We start from the raw sequence: 17230 nt of genomic DNA on the forward strand, positions 1-17230 counted from the left end.
CCCGCCTCCTGCCCCGCCCGTATGCCCGCGACGGCGCGACACCCCCTCACCGCCGTCGACTTCCACCGGCTCATCAGCCACCGCACACATCCTCGACGACCGGACCCGCACAGGGCCGGACACAAGGAGCCCACGAGTGACGAACCATCAGAATGCCCTGGACGCACCCCACTTGCCGCAGCCCGTTCATCCGCACCGGCCGGCCGTCCGGGTCAGGCGAAGCGGCCTGGCCGCTGCCGCCGCGCTGGCCCTGGCCGTGACGCTCACCCCCGTCCTGCCGGCCGGCCTCGCCGCGGCCCGCGCCGCGACGGACGAGACGCCCCAGCGGATCGCCGCGGACGCCCGCGCCGGCGCCCGCTCCGTACGCCTGTCCACCACGGAGCGCGCGCGACTGCTCGCCGCGGCGGCCGACCAACGGACCACCACGGCCGACACCCTGGGACTGGGGGAGCGGGAGGCCCTGATACCGAAGGACGTCGTCAAGGACGCCGACGGCACGGTGCACACCAGGTACGAGCGCACGTACGCGGGCCTGCCCGTACTCGGCGGGGACCTCGTCGTGCACCGGAAGGCCGACGAGCACACCGTCACCAAGGCCACGAACACCCGCGTGCGGGTGCCCGGCACGAAGCCCGCGATCAGCGCCTCCAAGGCCAGACGCACGGCACTGGGCGTGGCCGAAGACTCCCGCACCCGGAAGCAGACAGAGGCCGGCGCCCCGCGGCTGGTCGTCCTCATGGGGGACGGCCGCGCCACCCTCGCGTGGCAGACCTACGTCACCGGCGTCCAGCCCGACGGCACCCCGAGTCGCCGCAGCGTCGTCACGGACGCGGCGTCGGGGCGGGTCCTGCAGGACGTGGAGCAGATCAGCACGGGCACGGGACACAGCCGGTACAGCGGCCGGGTCCCCATCGGAACGGTGCGCGCCGGTGACGTCTTCGAACTGACCGACCCGGAGCGCGGTGGCCACAAGACCTACGATCTGACCGGCGTCGGCGGCGCGGGCGTCCTCGTGACCGACGAGGACGACGACTGGGGCGACGGAACCAACGCCGACCGGACCACGGCCGCCGTGGACGCCGCCTACGGCCAGCGCATGACCTGGGACTTCTACCGCGAGCGGTTCGGCCGCGACGGCATCAAGGGCGACGGCGCCGGAGCGCGCTCCCGGGTGCACGCCGGCGACAAACTCGCCAACGCCTACTGGGACGACCTCTGCTTCTGCATGACCTACGGCGACGGACGCGACAACGCCCACCCGCTCACCGAGTTGGACATCGCGGCCCACGAGATGACCCACGGCGTGACCTCGGCGACGGCCAACCTCACCTACGAAGGCGAGTCCGGCGGCCTGAACGAGGCGACCAGCGACATCATGGCCACGGCGGTGGAGTTCTTCACGGGCAACGCGGCCGACACACCCGACTACACCCTCGGTGAACTCGCCGACGTCCGCGGCACCGGGCGGCCCCTGCGCTACATGGACCAGCCCTCCAAGGACGCCCACCCCGAGAAGGGCACCTCGCTCGACTACTGGACGCCCGACCTCCACAAGGAGGACGTCCACCACAGCTCCGGGCCCGCCAACCACTTCTTCTACCTGCTGTCGGAGGGCAGCGGGAAGAAGACCCTCAACGGTGTCGCCTACGACAGCCCCACCTACGACGGGCTCCCCGTCACCCCGATCGGCCTGCGCAACGCCACCGACATTTGGTACCGCGCCCTGACCACGTACATGACCAGCAGCACCGACTACGCCGGCGCCCGCACCGCCACCCTCCAGGCCGCCGCCGACCTGTTCGGACAGGGCAGCCCCACCTACGAGGCCGTCGGGAACGCCTGGGCCGCCGTCAATGTGGGCGCCCGCTACGTCCACCACATCGCCGTCTCCGCCCCGTCCACCCGACCGGCCGCCGTGGGCCAGCCCACCAGCCGCCAGATCGTGGCGGCGGGCTCCGCCCCAGGGCGGCTCGCCTACGCCGCCCACAACCTGCCCAAGGGGCTCTCGATCGACCCCCGCAGCGGCCTGATCTCGGGCACGCCCCAGAAGGCGGGCACCTTCAAGGCCGTCGTCACCGTCGAGAACACCGCGCAGCACGGGGCGAGGACCACGGTGCGCTTCGACTGGCCGGTCCTGGCCTCCGGAGGCCGCCACTTCGTCAACCCGGCCCGCTTCGACATCCCGCGGTGGGGCACGGTGGAGTCCCCTCTGATCGTGACCGGCCGCACGGGGCAGGCACCCAAGGAACTCAAGGTCAGCATCGACCTCGTCCACCCGTGGGTGGGCGGCCAGGTGGTCACCCTGATCAGCGAGGACGGGACCGAGATCCCCGTGAAGCCCTGGTACTGGAACGAGGGTGAGTCCGAACTGCACGCCGAATACACCGTCGACGCCTCGGCCGTCCCCGCGAACGGGACGTGGAGACTGCGCGTCACCGACAACACCCCCGGCATCTTCACCGTCGACCCCGGCCACCTCGACGGCTGGAGCCTGACGTTCTGACGACGGCCTCTGTCACGGCCCACACCGGCCCGGTGCGGGCCGTGACCTGGCACGAGGGCAGCGGCATTGACGACCCAGTACCTCTCGGTGGCGCGCACTCCTCCGGCCGCCTTCGGACGATCGGGCAAGAGCGGTGGACGATGAATCATGGCCCGCCGGGCGCGGCCCCTTCTAGGCTCGGCGGAGAGCCGATCGTGGCCACACCCCCTGTGGTCCAGCCGCCGGGAAGGGCCGTGATCCGCGTACAGCTCTGTGTCCTTGCCGGGGGAGACCCCGGTTGTTCCTGCTCGAAGGCCGATCCATGACCACCGCAGTACACGGCGAACCCACCATCCTGCTTGTCCACGGTGCCTGGCACGGCGCCTGGTGCTGGGACAAGCTCGTTCCGGCGCTCACCGCCCAGGGGTGGCACACCCTCACGGTCGACTTGCCGAGTGCGTCGACGGGCAGCAACGAGACGGCGGGGATGTACGACGACGCGCAGACCGTCCGCGCCCGGCTGGGAGAGGTCGACGGGCCGGTGACCATCCTCGCGCACTCGTACGGGGGAGTCCCGGTCACGGAAGCCGCCGCTTCGGCGCCCAACGTGTCGCGCATCCTCTATCTCGCCGGCTTCCAACTGGACGAGGGCGCTTCCCTGGTCAGCGAGAGCGGGGGACAGTTGCCGAGCGGCGACTCGGGGACTCTGCCGGTTCCCGACAACCCGGCGAAGGCGCTGTTCAGCGACATCACCGCGGAGGAGGCCGATCGGGCCGTGCAGCGGCTGGTCCCGCAGAGCATACGGTCCTTCAGTGAACCGCTCACCGCGGTGGCATGGAAGACGGTCTCCTCCAGGTACATCGTCTGCGAGCAGGACGAGATGCTCCCTCCGGCGTACCAGGAGTCGATGGGCAAGCGCGCCGACCGCCTGTACCGGCTGCCCTCAGGCCACTCCCCGTTCCTCTCCATGCCGACCGCTCTGGCGGACCTGATCACCGCGGACGCCGACAGTTAGGGTGCGGCTTTTCGAATTACTGATCGCGAAGGCGTCCTCGAGCCGGGTGAACGGCCGCACTGCCGGCACCACCACCGACGGTGCGACCCTGCCATCTGCCCTGCCGATGGTCTGCCTCCCGGCCGGGCACGCGGGTCAGCGACGGCCTGAACCAGCTCTGCCCGGGCGCCGCGGCGCGGTGGCGAAGACGGACAGGGCTGCCGGTCATGAGGCCGGCGAGGGGGCGAACGCGTCGAGAGCGAGCTCGGCGACTTCGGTGAGCGATGCGCGATCGGGGGTGATCGCCCCCATGACCCGCAGCCCGTGCATCGTCGTGACGAGGTAGCGGGCCACGATGCGGGCGTCCCTCTCCTTGGAGAACTGGCCGTCGGCCTGCGCCTCCGCCACGACCTGCGCCAGTGCGTCCTCGAGCATGTCCGACGTCGACTGCACATGGGCGGACACCTGGGGGTCGTGAGCTATCCGGCCGACCGCCGCCCCGACCATGAGGCAGGCCCGGCGGCTTCCGTCGCAGACGATCTCGTCCACGGCGGCCACCAGGACCTCCCGCAGGAGCTCCCGTCCGGGGGCTCCGTCCCGGAGCAGCTCGACCAGCGGCAACGCGTAATTGGCCCGGAAGCGGTCCATGGCCGCCAGGTACAGGCCTTCCTTGCTGCCGAACGCCGCGTACAGGGAACCGCGGCCCACGCCAGTCGCCTCGACGAGGTCTTGGATCGACGTGCCGTCGTAACCGTTGAGGCGGAAGGCGTTCATCGCCGCCTCAACGGCCTTCTCAGTGTCGAACTCCCGGGTGCGTGCCATACCCGTGAGTATACGCGCATTGGGAATGAACGGTACAGATTTGCAATTGAGAACAGATCATCCTGGCTGATCGCTCCACATTCAGTGGCCGGGCCGCGGACGCGGAATTTTCTTTAATGACCATTCGTTCCTGATAGGGTACGGTGAAGAGGCAGGCTCAGGAGTGAAGAGCCTCCAGTCTGCTCAGGGCGTTCGCCCGCCATCTCGAACATTCCGGAGTCGTGGCCTGTGTCACCCCGGGGCAAGAATGGAGCATCCATGTCCAACCGCCTGAATTCCAAGATCATCATCGTGACCGGGGGCACCTCCGGGATGGGTGAGGCCACGGTGAAGCGACTCGCCGGCGAGGGCGCGACGGTGGTCATCGGGGCGCGGGACAAGGCTCGTGGCGAAGCGGTCGCGGCGGAGGTTACGGCCGACGGCGGCAAGGCCGTCTTCGTTCCCACGGACGTCACTCGCGAGGAGGACGTCGCACACCTGGTGGACTTCACGGTCAGGGAGTTCGGGGCCCTGCACGGTGCGTTCAACAACGCCGGCGGCGGCAACAGCCAGGGATCGATCCGCGAGGTGGACGCCGCCTTCTGGCAGAGCGTGGTCTCCCTGAACCTGACCAGTGTCTTCTACAGCCTCAAGCACGAGATCCCGGCCATCATCGCCAGCGGCGGGGGTTCTATCGTCAACAACGCCTCTGTGGTCGGTGCGGCGGGTGACCCGTCGGCCGTCGCCTACTCGGCCGCCAAGCACGGTGTCGTCGGTCTGACCCGCTCGACGGCGCTGGACGCGGCAAAGGACGGTGTCAGGGTCAACGCCCTCCTCACGGGTCTGGTCAACACGCCGCTGTGGCAGGGCTTCACGGCGAGCAACCCGGAAGCTGCGAACAGCATCCTCAGCCAGCAGCCGACGGGGCGTTCGGCCGACGTGGGTGAGATCGCCGCCTTCACCGCCTTCCTCCTGAGCGACGAGAGCCGGTTCATCAGCGGCGCCGCCCTGGCGATCGACGGCGCGCTCACCGCCGGCTACTGATCACCTCGTCGGCCGGCCCGTCGCACTGCCGTCACGCACGCGGTCACCTGCCGGCCTCGTGAGCGGCCTGCGGAGCCTGCGGTCACACAGGTCGGCAACACCTGATCCGGGGAAGGGCTTCGAGCCCTTCCCCGGATCCGTCTTTCGGCCGCCGGCGTGTCCGCTCCCCGCCCCCCTCGCCCCGTTGACCAGCAGGATCCCAGCCTTCCAGACCCCGCACCGCGGGACCGGTCGCCTCAGAAGGCGGGGTTGACGCCGCCGTGCGTCGGATGCGCCAGATGGGCGGCGAGCAGGCCACCGGGCCAGCTGGACGGCGGTGCCTTCTGTGGACACCGGACGGCCTGAGCGACCACCGCGTCGCCGAGGACGGTCTCGATGTCCAGACGGGGAAAGCCTGCCAGGGCCGAAAGCAATGGTTCCTGATCGGCGGGGTCGATCAGGTCGCTCCTGCCGAAGTCGACCAGGACGGCCTGCCGCACCAGTTGCGGCAGCGGTCCCATGCGCTCCGCGATGCCGGGAGAGGTGTGCAGCGCGACAGCTTCCCAGACCTCCTCGATCAGGGGCGCCGGCCAGTCGTGGTCCGTCAGGAAGGCTCGGGCCGCGTCCGCGCCCTCGACCTCGAACCGTTGTGGTCCGTCATAGGGGGCGGCCGTGCCCGCGTCGTGGAACAGGCAGGCCACGGCGAGCGCCTCCCGCGCCACGTCACCGATGCCTTGGCTGCGACCCAGGTGCTCGGCCACCAGCCACACCCGGATGCTGTGATTGAGAATGGCGGGATCGAGGACGCCCCGCACGTGCGCGTAAGCGGAATCGGCGACGGCCCCACCGAAGCTGATCGACACCTGCACGTCTCCTGTCTTCGTCGTCACGTCCGGCTCCTTGCGCTGCGCGGACGGGGTCACGGCCGGGCCGAGGGCAGCGCGCACGCACCGTCTGCGTCGCACCCGCCGTCGGGCACTGTGCCGGCGATCTGCAGTTCCGGCTTCTGCTCGGCCCACGCTTGCTCCAACGCCTCCGTGAAGGCGTGCGTCGGCTGAGCTCCCGACAGGCCGTACTTCCCGCCGATGACGAAGAACGGCACACCTGTGACGCCCAGTCGCGCCGCCTCTGCCTCGTCCCTGCGCACGTCAGCGGCGTACGCCTGCTTGTCGGCCAGCACACCGCGCACCTCGTCCTCGTCCAGACCCGCGCGCACGGCGAGTTGGATCTGGTGCTCGGCGTCGTAGACCGTGCGTGCCGTCGCGAAGTTGCCCTCGTAGAACAAGGACAACAGTTCCTCCGCCACGCCATGGGCGGCGGCGAGATGGAGGAGCCGGTGCATGTCGAAGGTGTTTCCGTGGTCTCGGTGATCGACGAGGTAACCGAGTCCCTCCTGCCTGGCGACGCGCGCTATGCGTTCCTCTGCCGCGCGAGCCTGTGCCGGGGTCATGCCGTACTTCTTCGCGTGGGCTGCCCCGGTCGTGGGGCGGGTCTCGTTCAGCCGCGGATCGAGCTCGAAGGAACGGTGGACGACTTCGACATCGGCACGGTACGGGAAGGAGGCCAGTGCCTGCTTGAACCGGGCCTTGCCGATGAAGCACCACGGGCAGGAGATGTCGGACCAGATGTCGACGCGCATGATTGTGTCCTTTCGCCGGCAGCCGGTCCTTCCAATGGAGGCCGATGGGCTCGGGGAAGGACGGGCACCGTGTCGTGTGACGGTGTGAACCAGGCCGGTCAGATGCCGGTGGTGCGGGGTGGGGGACCCGCGAGTGTGGTGTGCCCGGGAGCGCGAAGCCCGTCGAGGAGGATGGTGATGATGCGGCGCCATCCGTCGGGCCCGGCGTCGACACCGAGGCAGTGTTGCGTGTCCAGGGCGGCCCGGGAGCAGATGATGACGTCCTGCCAGGTCACATCGGCGCGCAGCGAGCCCGTGGCGCGGGCGCGCTCGGTGAGATCAGCGACAGCGTCCTGCAGCGCGGCGGTGCGCTGGGCGAGCTCGGGCGAAGGCTCCTGATCACAGGCGGCGGTGACGGTGGCGAGCCCCCGGTTGTCGCGGTGTGCTTTGGCCAGTTCCATGACGAACTCGGAGAGTCCCTCCCAGGCGTCGGTACGTGTCATACACGCCCGTGCCGTGTCGCACAGTTCGTCGTAGAGGCCGAGTACCACGGCGTCCAGGAGCGCCTCCTTGGTGCCGAAGCGCCGATAGAGGGTTCCGACGCCCAGGCCCGCTGCCCGTGCGATGTCCAGTGCCGACACGTCAAGGCCGCGGGAGGAGATGGCTTCGCGCGTGGCCTCGATCAGACGGCGCCGGTTCTCCCGAGCGTCCGCGCGAGGGGAGGGAGTGGCGTTCATGTCAGGCCACCTCCAGCGTGGGGGCTTTGTGCAGTCCGGGCAGGCATCCGCGGGTCGCTTCGTGATCCGTCATGGGCCCGTCCTCCAGCATCCAAATCGGACGATACTCGTCCGCTTGAGGAAAAGTAACACAAATGGACGAGATCCGTCCGCTTTGCGGTAGCGGGGTGGGGCCGGCCTCGACAGGCGTCCGCGCGGGTGCTGCCGTGCATCCTTCGAGGTCGGCGGTGGTAACGGCATGAGTCTGCGCATGGGTGGACTCCTCCACGGGCGTGTGTGGCCCGCGTCACGCCATGAGAGGGCGACCTTAGGAATTATTGACTGAACGTTCCTCTTAGTATCTACTGTGCACTGTTCCCGCGCCACCCCCTAACAGGGTCACGAGGAACCGGCACCCCGGTCTTGCCGCCCCTGCAGTCGTCACAAGGCGGCCGCAGGACCGGGACCGCAAAGACTCACTTTCCGCACGGGCTTGTTCTGCGCCGCCTCACGCGCAGTCGCCCGTCGAGGCCACGGCCGCCCGGGCGGAACGAAAGGAACGATCGACATGTATGGACAGGAAACCCGGAACACGGCGGCGTGGCGCTCCCGTATCGGCGCCTCGGCGCTGGCGGCCGCACTGCTGGTGGTGGGGGGTCTCGGCGCTGTGGCTCTGACCTCGCCGTCGGCCAACGCACACGACCGGTCGGCGAGCGAGCCGTCGAGGTCACTGGCCGCGAAGGTCCAGCGCCTGGAGGACATCGAGGACATTCACCAGCTCAAGGCCCGCTACTTCCGTTTCGTGGACGAGAAGAAGCACGACGAGCTGGCCGCACTGTTCACCCCGCACGCCAAGCTGGTGACGGACGGGATCACGTGGAAGTCCCCGAAGGACTTCGCCTACACCATCCGCGACCTGACCGGCCAGGCACCTTCCGCCCACTCGGGCATGATGCCGGAGATCACCATCACCGGTCCGAACACGGCGTCGGGCATCTGGTCGATGCAGGATGTGCTCACCTTCCCGGCCGGCAAGGACGCGCCGCAGGGCCACCACGGCTACGGGCAGTACCGTGAGACCTATCGGAAGATCGACGGCAAGTGGCTGATCGACTCGGTGCTGCTGACCCGGTTCCGTATGGATCCCATCCCGAACTGGACCCCCCCGAAGACCGCCCCCTCCGAGGGCGCTCCTTCCCAGACCGCCCCCGCCAAGTGAGGTATGTGGGCTGCACGTTCGAGTGAGCTCACACCCCCACTTCATACCCACGGAACCGCTGCTTTCCGCCGCGTGCGCAACGTGCGCGTCGAGACGGCGGCGGTTCCGTGCCTCTCTCTGCCGGCAACGCGCACCCGTTGCCGGCGTCCATCTCGCCGTCCCGGCAGGCCCCCGGCCCCATCGACCGCGTCGGCTCTTTCCGTATATGGAGGTTGGTTGTGGTGATCGACAGTTGTCAGGTGGACGGCGTCTTCGTCGAACACGTCGCGCCCCAGGGAGCACCGAAAGGCCCCCCGGTGGTCTTCGTGCACGGCGGAAGCCACGGAAGCTGGCTGTGGGAACAGTGGCTGCCCTACTTCGCGGCCGCCGGCCGGCACAGCTACGCCTTCAGCTGGTACAACCACACCAACTCGCGAGACCTGCCCAAGGACGAGTTCGTGCGACGGAGCATGCTCGACGTCACGCGCGAACTGCGGACCGTCATATCGCACGTCGGCGACACCCCCGTGCTCGTCGCCCACAGCATGGGCGCGGCTGCGGTGCAGAAGTACGCGGAGCAGTTCCCGGTCGCCGCGCAGGTGCTCCTGGCCCCGGTTCCCTCGCAGCACTCCGCGGGCGCGCCTCTTCCCCTGGAGGTCGACCTGAGCGAACCCTTCCCTCCCATGCCGTACGAGATGGCCGTGGAGTGGTTCTTCGCAGGCTGCTCGGACGACGACGCGCGTCGCTACTACAGCCTCATGCCGGACGAGTCCCCGAAGGCCGTCTGGGAGGCTGCTCAGCGGGGCGCGGCCATCGCGCTCGACCGGACGCGCATCAGCGGGCCCGCACTGATGGTCGCCGGAGGCCGCGACATCGTGTCACCGGCGGAGCTGGTCCGCAGGCACGCCGATCACTTCGGAGCCGACTACCTGTTCCTCCCCGACCGGGCTCACAGCCTCATCCTTGAGCCTCGCTGGGCGGAAGTGGCAGACCGCGTCCTGTCCTGGCTCGACCGGTCCGTGTGGTGACAGTGCCGCCCGTCGAGGGCTCCACCCTGCGACTCCCGCCACCGGACATGGCGGGGAAGCACCGTCCGTGAACAACAGCGCGGCCACCCCTCTCCACCCACCCGGCCGCGAAGGCATGTTGCGCAGGGTGTGACTGTGCGGGCCCGCTCCACCTATGTACCGGGCCTTCCCGGCCGCCGGCCGGGAAGGCCGACACCCAGTAGACACCGGGCCCGCCTGAGGCCCGGTCACCTTGAGAGAATGAGGGAACGTGGGACATCCCGTCGACGGCACCAGCACGCCGTCCTCTGAAGAACGAAGGGCGAAGCTCGTCGCCCATGCCGCCGATCTCCAGGCGGTGCTGCGAGCCCAGGCGGCTCTCAGCGAGCAGGAACGCACGGTGTCGTCCGAAGCGGTCCAGGCCATGACCCAAGCGGGTGTCTTCCGGCTGCTCACGCCGAAGAGGTTCGGTGGCCACCAGACCGATCTGCGGACCCTGACCGCCGTCTCCGAGGTCCTGGGACAGGGCGACGGGTCGGCTGCGTGGACCGGCATGATCATCGCGGTGACCAACTGGCTGGCCTCTCTGTTCCCCGACCAGGCCCAACAGGACGTTTTCGGAGCAGACCCGGACGCGCGCGTGACGGGCGTCGCCGCGCCCACCGGCGTGGGTGAGCCGGTCGATGGTGGATGGCGTGTCACCGGCAGGTGGTCGTACAACTCCGGTGCCCCACACGCCACATGGGCGGCAGTGGGAGCACTGCTGAAGGACGGGACGGGTGCGGTCGCCGACCAGGCACTGGTGCTGATTCCCGCCTCGGAGCTGTCTGTTGAGGACACCTGGCACACCGCGGGGATGCGGGCGACAGCGAGCAACACGTTGACGGCGGAATCCGTCTTCGTCCCCGCCCACCGCGTGCTGTCGGTGCCGGCGGCAGCGGAGGGCGACTACCCGCGCACGGCTGACGACGGAGCCCTCTTCTCCTCCGCCTTCGGCCCCATGCTGACGCTGTGTCTGGCCGGCCCTCTGCTCGGCATGGGCAAAGCCGCTCTTGACACCGTGGTCGACCAGGCCGGCTCCAAGCCCCTGTCCTTCACGATCCACCCGCGGCAGGCCGACTCCGTGGGCGTTCAGACACAGATCGCGCAAGCCGCCCTGCAACTTCAGACAGCGCGCCTGCACCTCTACGCCGCCGCCGACGAAGTGGACCGGTCGGCAGCCGAGGGCACAGTCGACTACGCCACCCGCACCAGGCTGCGGGCACAGGCGGGATACGCCGCCCAGCAGGTGCTGGCAGCGATCACCACCCTCCTGAACGTCCACGGTGCCTCCGCATTCGCCGAGACCAGCCCGCTGCAGCGCATCTGGCGGGACGCCAACACCGCGGCCCGTCACGCCGGCCTGGTACCGGCGGTCGGGTACGAGGTCTACGGCAAGTCCCTCCTCGGCATCGAGGAGCGGGTGAGCCTCATGATCTGAGGCTCACCAACGGGCGACACCCCGGTTCCGGGTCCCGAGACCTGGAACCGGGGATCCGACAGTCAGCCTCAACGCTGCAGGGCCCGCTCCGCGTACTCCCACAGCCGCTGCGCCGAAGCCGGGTCGAGCGCGTGTGCCGCGACACCGCTCGGGTTCTCCGCGCCCTCCACCGCGATCGGCGCCTCCTGATTGTCATCGAAATAGCGGCCCGTCACTCCGCTCACCAGAGGCGAGGCCGCCAAGAGCACGGAGGTCGCCGCCCCTTGGGCCGGTGTCTTGTAGTAGGGCAGAGGAGTGAGATTGCCGTCAGCGTCCATGACTCCGAACGCCCGCATGGTGTCGTCGTCGAGATGCCGCTGGAGATTGGTCAGGATGTACCCCGGGTTGCAGGCGTTGACGGTGATGCCGTCTCCGGTCCAGCGGCGAGCGCCCACCGCGAACAGGACCTCCGCCGTCTTGGACTGCCCGTAGGCGACCCAGGGATCGTACGGGCGCCGCTCGAACTGCGGGTCCTCGAAGTCGAAAGGCACGTTTATGTGTGCGCCGGAGCTGACCAGCACGACACGAGCGGAACCGCTCGCCTTCAGCGCGGAGTGCAATCCGGTGGTGAGGGCGAAGTGACCGAGGAAATTCGTGGCGAGCTGCAGCTCCCAGCCGTTCGGCGCGAGTTCCTTCTGGGGGAGCGCCATGATTCCCGCATTGGCGACGAGGATGTCGAGTGGCCCTTGCCATTCCTTCACGAAGGATCGCACCGACTCGAGATCGGAGAGGTCGAGCTGGGCGAGATGAGCGCTTCCTGATCCCCCGGCCTCGTTGAGTTCGCGAAGCAGCGGCCCTGCCGATTCCGGCCGACGGGTGGCGACGGTCACCTCGGCGCCGGCAGCCACCAGGGGCCTGACCGTTTCGACACCGATACCTGAGGCCCCGCCCGTGACTATGGCCCGTCGACCCGTGAGATCGACGCCGGAAATCACTTCCGCGGACGTCGCCCGGGGTGAGAACGGGGTGGTCAACAGCTTCTCTGTGCTCATGAGAACCTCATCATCGGTGGAGCGGATTCAATTCGACTGTATGGCCCCGCGAACACATTGAACATCATTGGAAGTCCATGAGAGATTACCCAGCGTCCAGGAGAAGAATGGACCCGCTTGAAGACGTTCTGTCCCTGCTCCGAACGCGCAGTCATCTCTCGGCGGGACTGACGGCCGGAGGGCAGTGGTCCGTCCGGTTCGAGCCGCCGAGCGGAGTGAAATTCAACACTCTGCGACGGGGGTACTGCTGGCTCGAGGTCGAAAAGGGGGACGGTCCGATCGCCTTGGCACCGGGTGATTGCTACCTGCTCACCCGGCCACTGCCATTCACCCTGCGCAGCGACCCCCCGGGCCCCGAGATCGACGCTCGCACCATCTTCGCCGGTGCCGAGAACGGCATGGCGCACACCGGCACAGGCGACGACGTGCTGCTCATCGGCGGGCGGTTCACCTTCGGCGAGCCTGGCCACGAACTGCTCCTCGCGGGCCTTCCACCGGTCATCCATGTCCCCGCGGGCACACCGCACGCCGAGACGGTGGAATGGGCACTGACGGTGATCGAGCAGGAACTCACGTCGAGACCGGCAGCTTCGTCGCTCGTCGCCGAGCACCTGGCGGTCGTCATGCTCATCCACGTGATGCGCCTGCACCTCGCCCGGGAACCGCGAGCGGCCTCGGGGCTGCTGACCGGACTGGCCGAGCCGGCAGTCCGCGCCGCGCTGACATCGCTCCACACGGACCCGGCGCACCCCTGGACGGTGGCCGAATTGGCGCGAGCCGGTGCCGTCTCCCGTTCCACCCTGGCGGCACGCTTCAAGGACACCATGGGCCAGGGGCCGATGGAGTACCTGACCCGCTGGCGCATCCAACTCGCGGCGCAGAGGCTCCGGGAGAGCGACGAAACTCTTTCGGCGATCGCCCGTTCCACCGGCTACGGATCCGAGAGCGCGATGAGCACGGCTTTCAAGCGGATCACGGGTGTGTCCCCCAGCGTCTACCGCAGGCGCCACCGCGGGGCGGCAGTGGGTGACTGACAGGGGGACGCCGGGATCGGGCGCACCGGATGTCACAGCGGGAGAGCGGGCTGCGGACACGGGCTATACCGTTGGATCAGGGCGCCGGACCGCGGCGGTGGAGGGCTGCGGCCACTGACGCGAGGCACATTGTCCCTCGCTGCCACCCGGGAGTAGTCGTGACAGATCATCCGCCTGTACCCCCCTTCACACGGGAGTCGGCAATCCAGAAGGTGCGTCTTGCCGAGGACGGTTGGAACAGCCGCGACCCGCACAAGGTCTCCCTCGTCTACGCCGAGGATTCCCGCTGGCGAAACCGCAATGAGTTCGTCACGGGACGTGAGGAGATAGTCGAGTTCCTGACCCGAAAATGGGAGAAGGAGCTGGAGTACCGACTCATCAAGGAGCTCTGGGCGTTCGACGGCAACCGCATCGCGGTCAGGTTCGCCTATGAGTCGTGCGACGCTGACGGCAACTGGTGGCGTTCGTACGGCAACGAGAACTGGGAGTTCAACGCGGACGGGCTCATGGCCGTCCGGCACGCCTCCATCAACGACTTGCCCATCTCCGCATCGGAGCGCGCATACCATTGGCCGCTCGGCCGCCGGCCCGACGAACATCCCGGCCTCAGCGAACTCGGATTCTGACCGCGGCACCGAGCGGACGGACCCCGCGGTTCGGGCTTGGCGCCCCCGGCTCTGCCGGTCCACGTGGACGCTCGGGACGCCGAAACTGAGCCATTCGGTTAGGGTGAATTCCACGATGTGCTCGGCGCGGTCAAGTCAGCTCGCCGACGCATCCGTCGGCCGCGGGCGCGCCAGGGGAAAGCGCACGATACGGCACGCCGATTTCCGGGCCGGGCACTGAATTCCACCCACTGTGCGGAGTTGCCGCAATAGACGGAAGGACCCCCTCATGTCCTTTGTCACTGCCAAAGACGGAACAGACATCTTCTATAAGGACTGGGGAGACGGTCAGCCCGTGGTCTTCTCCCACGGCTGGCCTCTGACCGCCGATGCCTGGGATCCACAGATGAAACTGATGGCCGACAACGGCTACCGGGCCATTGCCCACGACCGGCGAGGAGGCGGGCGCTCCGGTCAGAGCTGGGAGGGCAATGACCTCGATACGTACGCCGATGACCTGGCGGCGCTGATCGAGCAGCTCGACCTCAGGAACGTCATACTCGTCGGACACTCGACCGGGGGTGGCGAGGTCACCCGCTACATCGGCCGGCACGGCTCCGAGCGGGTCGCCAAGGCCGTGCTGGTAGGCGCGATCCCACCGCTGATGCTGAAGACCGAGGCGAATCCCGAAGGGCTGCCGATCGACGTGTTCGACGAGATCCGGCAAGGGGTGGAGTCCGACCGGTCGCAGTTCTACCGGGACCTCAGCGCTTCCTTCTACGGCGCGAACCGCGACGGATCCACCGTCACGCAGGGCACGCGTGATGAGTTCTGGCTGTGGAGCATGACGGTCGGGATCAAGGGCGCCTACGACTGCGTCAAGGCCTTCTCCGAGACCGACCTCACCGAGGATCTCAAGAAGATCGACGTGCCCACATTGATCGTGCACGGCGACGACGATCAGATCGTTCCGATCGTCGCTTCGGGCGACAAGAGCTCGAAGCTCGTCAAGGACGCGGTCTACAAGGTGTACCCCGGTGCACCGCACGGCTTGGCGATGGTGCCCAAGTTCGCCGAGACCTTCAACGCCGACCTGCTGGAGTTCGCCCGCAGTTGAGAGGGGGGCGGCCGTAGGTCAAGGGTCGAGTCACTCCCGTTCCGGCCCGGCGTGGAACGGGAGTGGCGCATGCCACCCGGAGGCCCTCGGACCGCCTCGGCGTAACCCTTCCCCTATGTACCAGTGTGGATCCGGCGATTCGGCATGGACAGGCCAGGTGCTGCACAGCCAAGGAGGCGAGATCATGAGTGATCTCGACGAGATACGTCGGCGACTGAGCGACCTCGAGGCGATCGAGAGCATCAAGCAACTGAAGGCGCGCTACTTCCGTTTCGTGGACGAGAAGAAGCATGACGACCTTGTCGCGCTCTTCACGCCCGACGCCAAGCTCGTGACCGACGGGATCGTGTGGAAGTCGCCGCAGGAGTTCGCCTACACCATCCGGGACCTGACCGGGGACGCGCCGTCGGTGCACCACGGCCACATGCCGGAGATCGAGATGACCGGGACCGACACGGCATCGGGGATCTGGGCGATGGAGGATCTGCTGACCTTCCCGGCCGGAAAGGACGCCCCCGAGGGGCACAACGGCTACGGGCAGTACCGGGAGACCTACCGCAAGGTCGACGGCCGGTGGCTGATCGACTCGGTGGAGCTGACCCGCTTCCGCATGGATCCGCTCGACAACTGGGACCCGGATACCTGACACGCAGCACGTGGCCGGGCTCGGGAGAGACCCGGCCGAAGGGGCCGCCGGCCACACGAGCGCCTGGCAAGCTCCCGTGCCCACGGGCTCGCGCCGCGGCTGTCGATGCGAGCCCGCAGTGCCGGGAGCCTGCGCGGCGGAGTGGGCGGGCGCACTCCGCCCGGGGCGGTGACCCGCCGCCTCCAGGCGCTTACGCCCGGGGTTGCGCCGCCGCGGGCCCTGCGGCGGTCAGAACGTCAGGACCAGCCTGCCCCGCACGCCACCCCCCTCGAAACGCCGATGGGCGTCCGCCGCCTGGTCCGCGGGGTATTCACCAGCGACGCGCAAGGTGATGCGACCCTCCTCCGCGAGCACGCGCAGGGCGTCGAGCTTGTCGTGTGCGTAGCGGTACTCGGGCACGAAGACGTTCCTCACGATCACGTCTCCGGTGTCGCCAAGGGGAACGGTGCCAGGTTCTCCGACGCTGCGCGCCAGGGCGAGCTGTCCGCCGGGCCGGATGGCGCCAAGAACCTGGGGTCCCATGACAGCGGCGTCCACGACCGCTTCGACGCCCTGCGGGACGATCTCGCGGAAGCGGTCGGCCACGTCCGGTCCCCGGCTGACGACCTTGTCCGCGCCCAGGGACCGGACCAGTTCCTCGTCGGCAGGCGCCGCGTCGGCCACCACGGACAGTCCGTCCGCCTTGGCGAGCTGCACGGTGTATCCGCCCAGTGCTCCGGCAGCGCCGGTGACGGCGATCCACCCACCCGGAGCCAGGTTCAGCACATCGAGGGCAAGGCGTGCGGTCAGGCCGTTCATCGGGAGAGTGGCAGCCTCGGCGTGCGTCGTTCCGGCCGGTGCCCGTACGACCTGCCGCGCGTCCACGACGACATACTCCGCGTAGGCGCCCCCGGACGGATCGATCGGGACGACGATCGCCATCACCCGGTCACCCACGCGCAGGTCCGTGACCGCGTCCGGGGCGACGGCGTCCACGACGCCGGCCGCGTCCATGCCGGGCCGGTACGGGGGAGTCAGCCGCCCCGCGAGCATGGAGTCGGTGAAACCGGTGCGCAGCAGGATGTCCGACGGGTTCACCGACGCCGCGTGCACCCGGATGCGGATCTGTCCGGGACCGACCTCCGGTACCGGCAGGTCGACGACCTCGAGCACCTCAGGACCGCCGTAGCGGAACACTCCTACAGCCTTCATAGCTGCTTCCTTTCCCGAAGGTGTGGTCGCTGCCGAGTCGCCGGCCGCGACCACACCAATTCTTTTACGAATGGTCAGTATAGAATGCCGAACGGCTTGCTTGCGTCAGGATCGGCACTGGGCGAGTCCTGCCACGTTCCGCCTCCGCGGAACGCCCGCGCCCGACGGGCGCGCCAGCGGTACGGGGGCGGACCCCTAGGTCGTGTCCGCAAAGTCCCGCCTGCCGCCCGGCGCCCGGCACGCTCCCCCGAGCTCTTCGAGCAGGGGGGACCCCCACTCGCCGCACC

At 68.8% G+C, this 17230-nt stretch carries 16 protein-coding genes; 10 read left to right on the plus strand and 6 right to left on the minus strand.

What is annotated here, in order from left to right; all coding sequences use genetic code 11:
- The first annotated feature begins 136 nt into the window (after positions 1-136).
- Entirely contained in the window at positions 137-2503 is a 2367-nt protein-coding gene (locus tag ACFV46_RS12480) for a M4 family metallopeptidase (protein WP_385498020.1), read from the plus strand.
- Between the two features lie 301 nt (positions 2504-2804).
- The gene (locus ACFV46_RS12485) at positions 2805-3497 is read left to right on the plus strand and encodes an alpha/beta hydrolase (protein ID WP_361934524.1); all 693 of its coding nucleotides are present in this window, start codon (positions 2805-2807) and stop codon (positions 3495-3497) included.
- Positions 3498-3701: 204 nt separating this feature from the next.
- Here ACFV46_RS12485 and ACFV46_RS12490 read toward each other — a convergent pair whose 3' ends face one another.
- On the minus strand, positions 3702-4298 hold the full coding sequence (locus tag ACFV46_RS12490) for a TetR/AcrR family transcriptional regulator (RefSeq protein WP_385498021.1): 597 nt from the start codon (positions 4296-4298) through the stop codon (positions 3702-3704).
- Between the two features lie 258 nt (positions 4299-4556).
- Here ACFV46_RS12490 and ACFV46_RS12495 point away from each other — a divergent pair, with 258 nt between their 5' ends.
- Positions 4557-5321, plus strand: coding sequence for an SDR family NAD(P)-dependent oxidoreductase (locus ACFV46_RS12495; protein ID WP_385498022.1), 765 nt, complete (start codon positions 4557-4559; stop codon positions 5319-5321).
- Positions 5322-5557: 236 nt separating this feature from the next.
- Here ACFV46_RS12495 and ACFV46_RS12500 read toward each other — a convergent pair whose 3' ends face one another.
- The 3 genes from ACFV46_RS12500 to ACFV46_RS12510 form a co-directional block, all read right to left on the minus strand.
- The gene (locus ACFV46_RS12500; RefSeq protein ID WP_385498023.1) at positions 5558-6190 is read right to left on the minus strand and encodes an HD domain-containing protein; all 633 of its coding nucleotides are present in this window, start codon (positions 6188-6190) and stop codon (positions 5558-5560) included.
- A 29-nt stretch (positions 6191-6219) separates the two neighbouring features.
- On the minus strand, positions 6220-6939 hold the full coding sequence (locus ACFV46_RS12505; RefSeq protein ID WP_385498024.1) for a DsbA family protein: 720 nt from the start codon (positions 6937-6939) through the stop codon (positions 6220-6222).
- Positions 6940-7037: 98 nt separating this feature from the next.
- Positions 7038-7655 carry a TetR/AcrR family transcriptional regulator gene (locus ACFV46_RS12510; protein ID WP_385498025.1) on the minus strand — a complete coding sequence of 206 codons (618 nt, stop codon included), beginning with the start codon at positions 7653-7655 and terminating at the stop codon, positions 7038-7040.
- Between the two features lie 547 nt (positions 7656-8202).
- Between ACFV46_RS12510 and ACFV46_RS12515 the strand changes: the two genes are divergently transcribed.
- The 3 genes from ACFV46_RS12515 (at position 8203) to ACFV46_RS12525 (ending at position 11319) form a co-directional block, all read left to right on the plus strand.
- The gene (locus tag ACFV46_RS12515; RefSeq protein ID WP_385498026.1) at positions 8203-8853 is read left to right on the plus strand and encodes a nuclear transport factor 2 family protein; all 651 of its coding nucleotides are present in this window, start codon (positions 8203-8205) and stop codon (positions 8851-8853) included.
- Positions 8854-9071: 218 nt separating this feature from the next.
- Complete coding sequence (locus ACFV46_RS12520) at positions 9072-9860, plus strand: alpha/beta fold hydrolase (RefSeq protein ID WP_361934545.1); 789 nt, start codon at positions 9072-9074, stop codon at positions 9858-9860.
- Positions 9861-10110: 250 nt separating this feature from the next.
- Positions 10111-11319 carry an acyl-CoA dehydrogenase family protein gene (locus ACFV46_RS12525; RefSeq protein WP_385498027.1) on the plus strand — a complete coding sequence of 403 codons (1209 nt, stop codon included), beginning with the start codon at positions 10111-10113 and terminating at the stop codon, positions 11317-11319.
- 68 nt (positions 11320-11387) lie between these two features.
- Here the strand turns inward: ACFV46_RS12525 and ACFV46_RS12530 are convergent, their stop codons facing one another.
- Positions 11388-12350 carry an SDR family NAD(P)-dependent oxidoreductase gene (locus ACFV46_RS12530; RefSeq protein ID WP_385498029.1) on the minus strand — a complete coding sequence of 321 codons (963 nt, stop codon included), beginning with the start codon at positions 12348-12350 and terminating at the stop codon, positions 11388-11390.
- Between the two features lie 107 nt (positions 12351-12457).
- Between ACFV46_RS12530 and ACFV46_RS12535 the strand changes: the two genes are divergently transcribed.
- The 4 genes from ACFV46_RS12535 to ACFV46_RS12550 all read left to right on the plus strand — a co-directional run bounded on the left by ACFV46_RS12535 (position 12458) and on the right by ACFV46_RS12550 (position 15752).
- On the plus strand, positions 12458-13384 hold the full coding sequence (locus ACFV46_RS12535) for an AraC family transcriptional regulator (RefSeq protein ID WP_385498030.1): 927 nt from the start codon (positions 12458-12460) through the stop codon (positions 13382-13384).
- A 158-nt stretch (positions 13385-13542) separates the two neighbouring features.
- On the plus strand, positions 13543-14010 hold the full coding sequence (locus ACFV46_RS12540) for a nuclear transport factor 2 family protein (protein WP_361934556.1): 468 nt from the start codon (positions 13543-13545) through the stop codon (positions 14008-14010).
- Between the two features lie 268 nt (positions 14011-14278).
- Positions 14279-15106: an alpha/beta hydrolase gene (locus tag ACFV46_RS12545; RefSeq protein ID WP_361934558.1), complete on the plus strand. Its 828-nt coding sequence runs from the start codon at positions 14279-14281 to the stop codon at positions 15104-15106.
- Positions 15107-15290: 184 nt separating this feature from the next.
- Positions 15291-15752 (plus strand): nuclear transport factor 2 family protein, encoded by a 462-nt coding sequence (locus ACFV46_RS12550; RefSeq protein WP_385498032.1) that lies wholly within the window; start codon positions 15291-15293, stop codon positions 15750-15752.
- A 228-nt stretch (positions 15753-15980) separates the two neighbouring features.
- Here ACFV46_RS12550 and ACFV46_RS12555 read toward each other — a convergent pair whose 3' ends face one another.
- Positions 15981-16943, minus strand: coding sequence for a zinc-binding alcohol dehydrogenase family protein (locus tag ACFV46_RS12555; protein ID WP_385498033.1), 963 nt, complete (start codon positions 16941-16943; stop codon positions 15981-15983).
- Positions 16944-17230 lie beyond the last annotated feature (287 nt).

It is taken from the genome of Streptomyces sp. NPDC059852, from assembly GCF_042731455.1.
Taxonomy (GTDB): domain Bacteria; phylum Actinomycetota; class Actinomycetes; order Streptomycetales; family Streptomycetaceae; genus Streptomyces.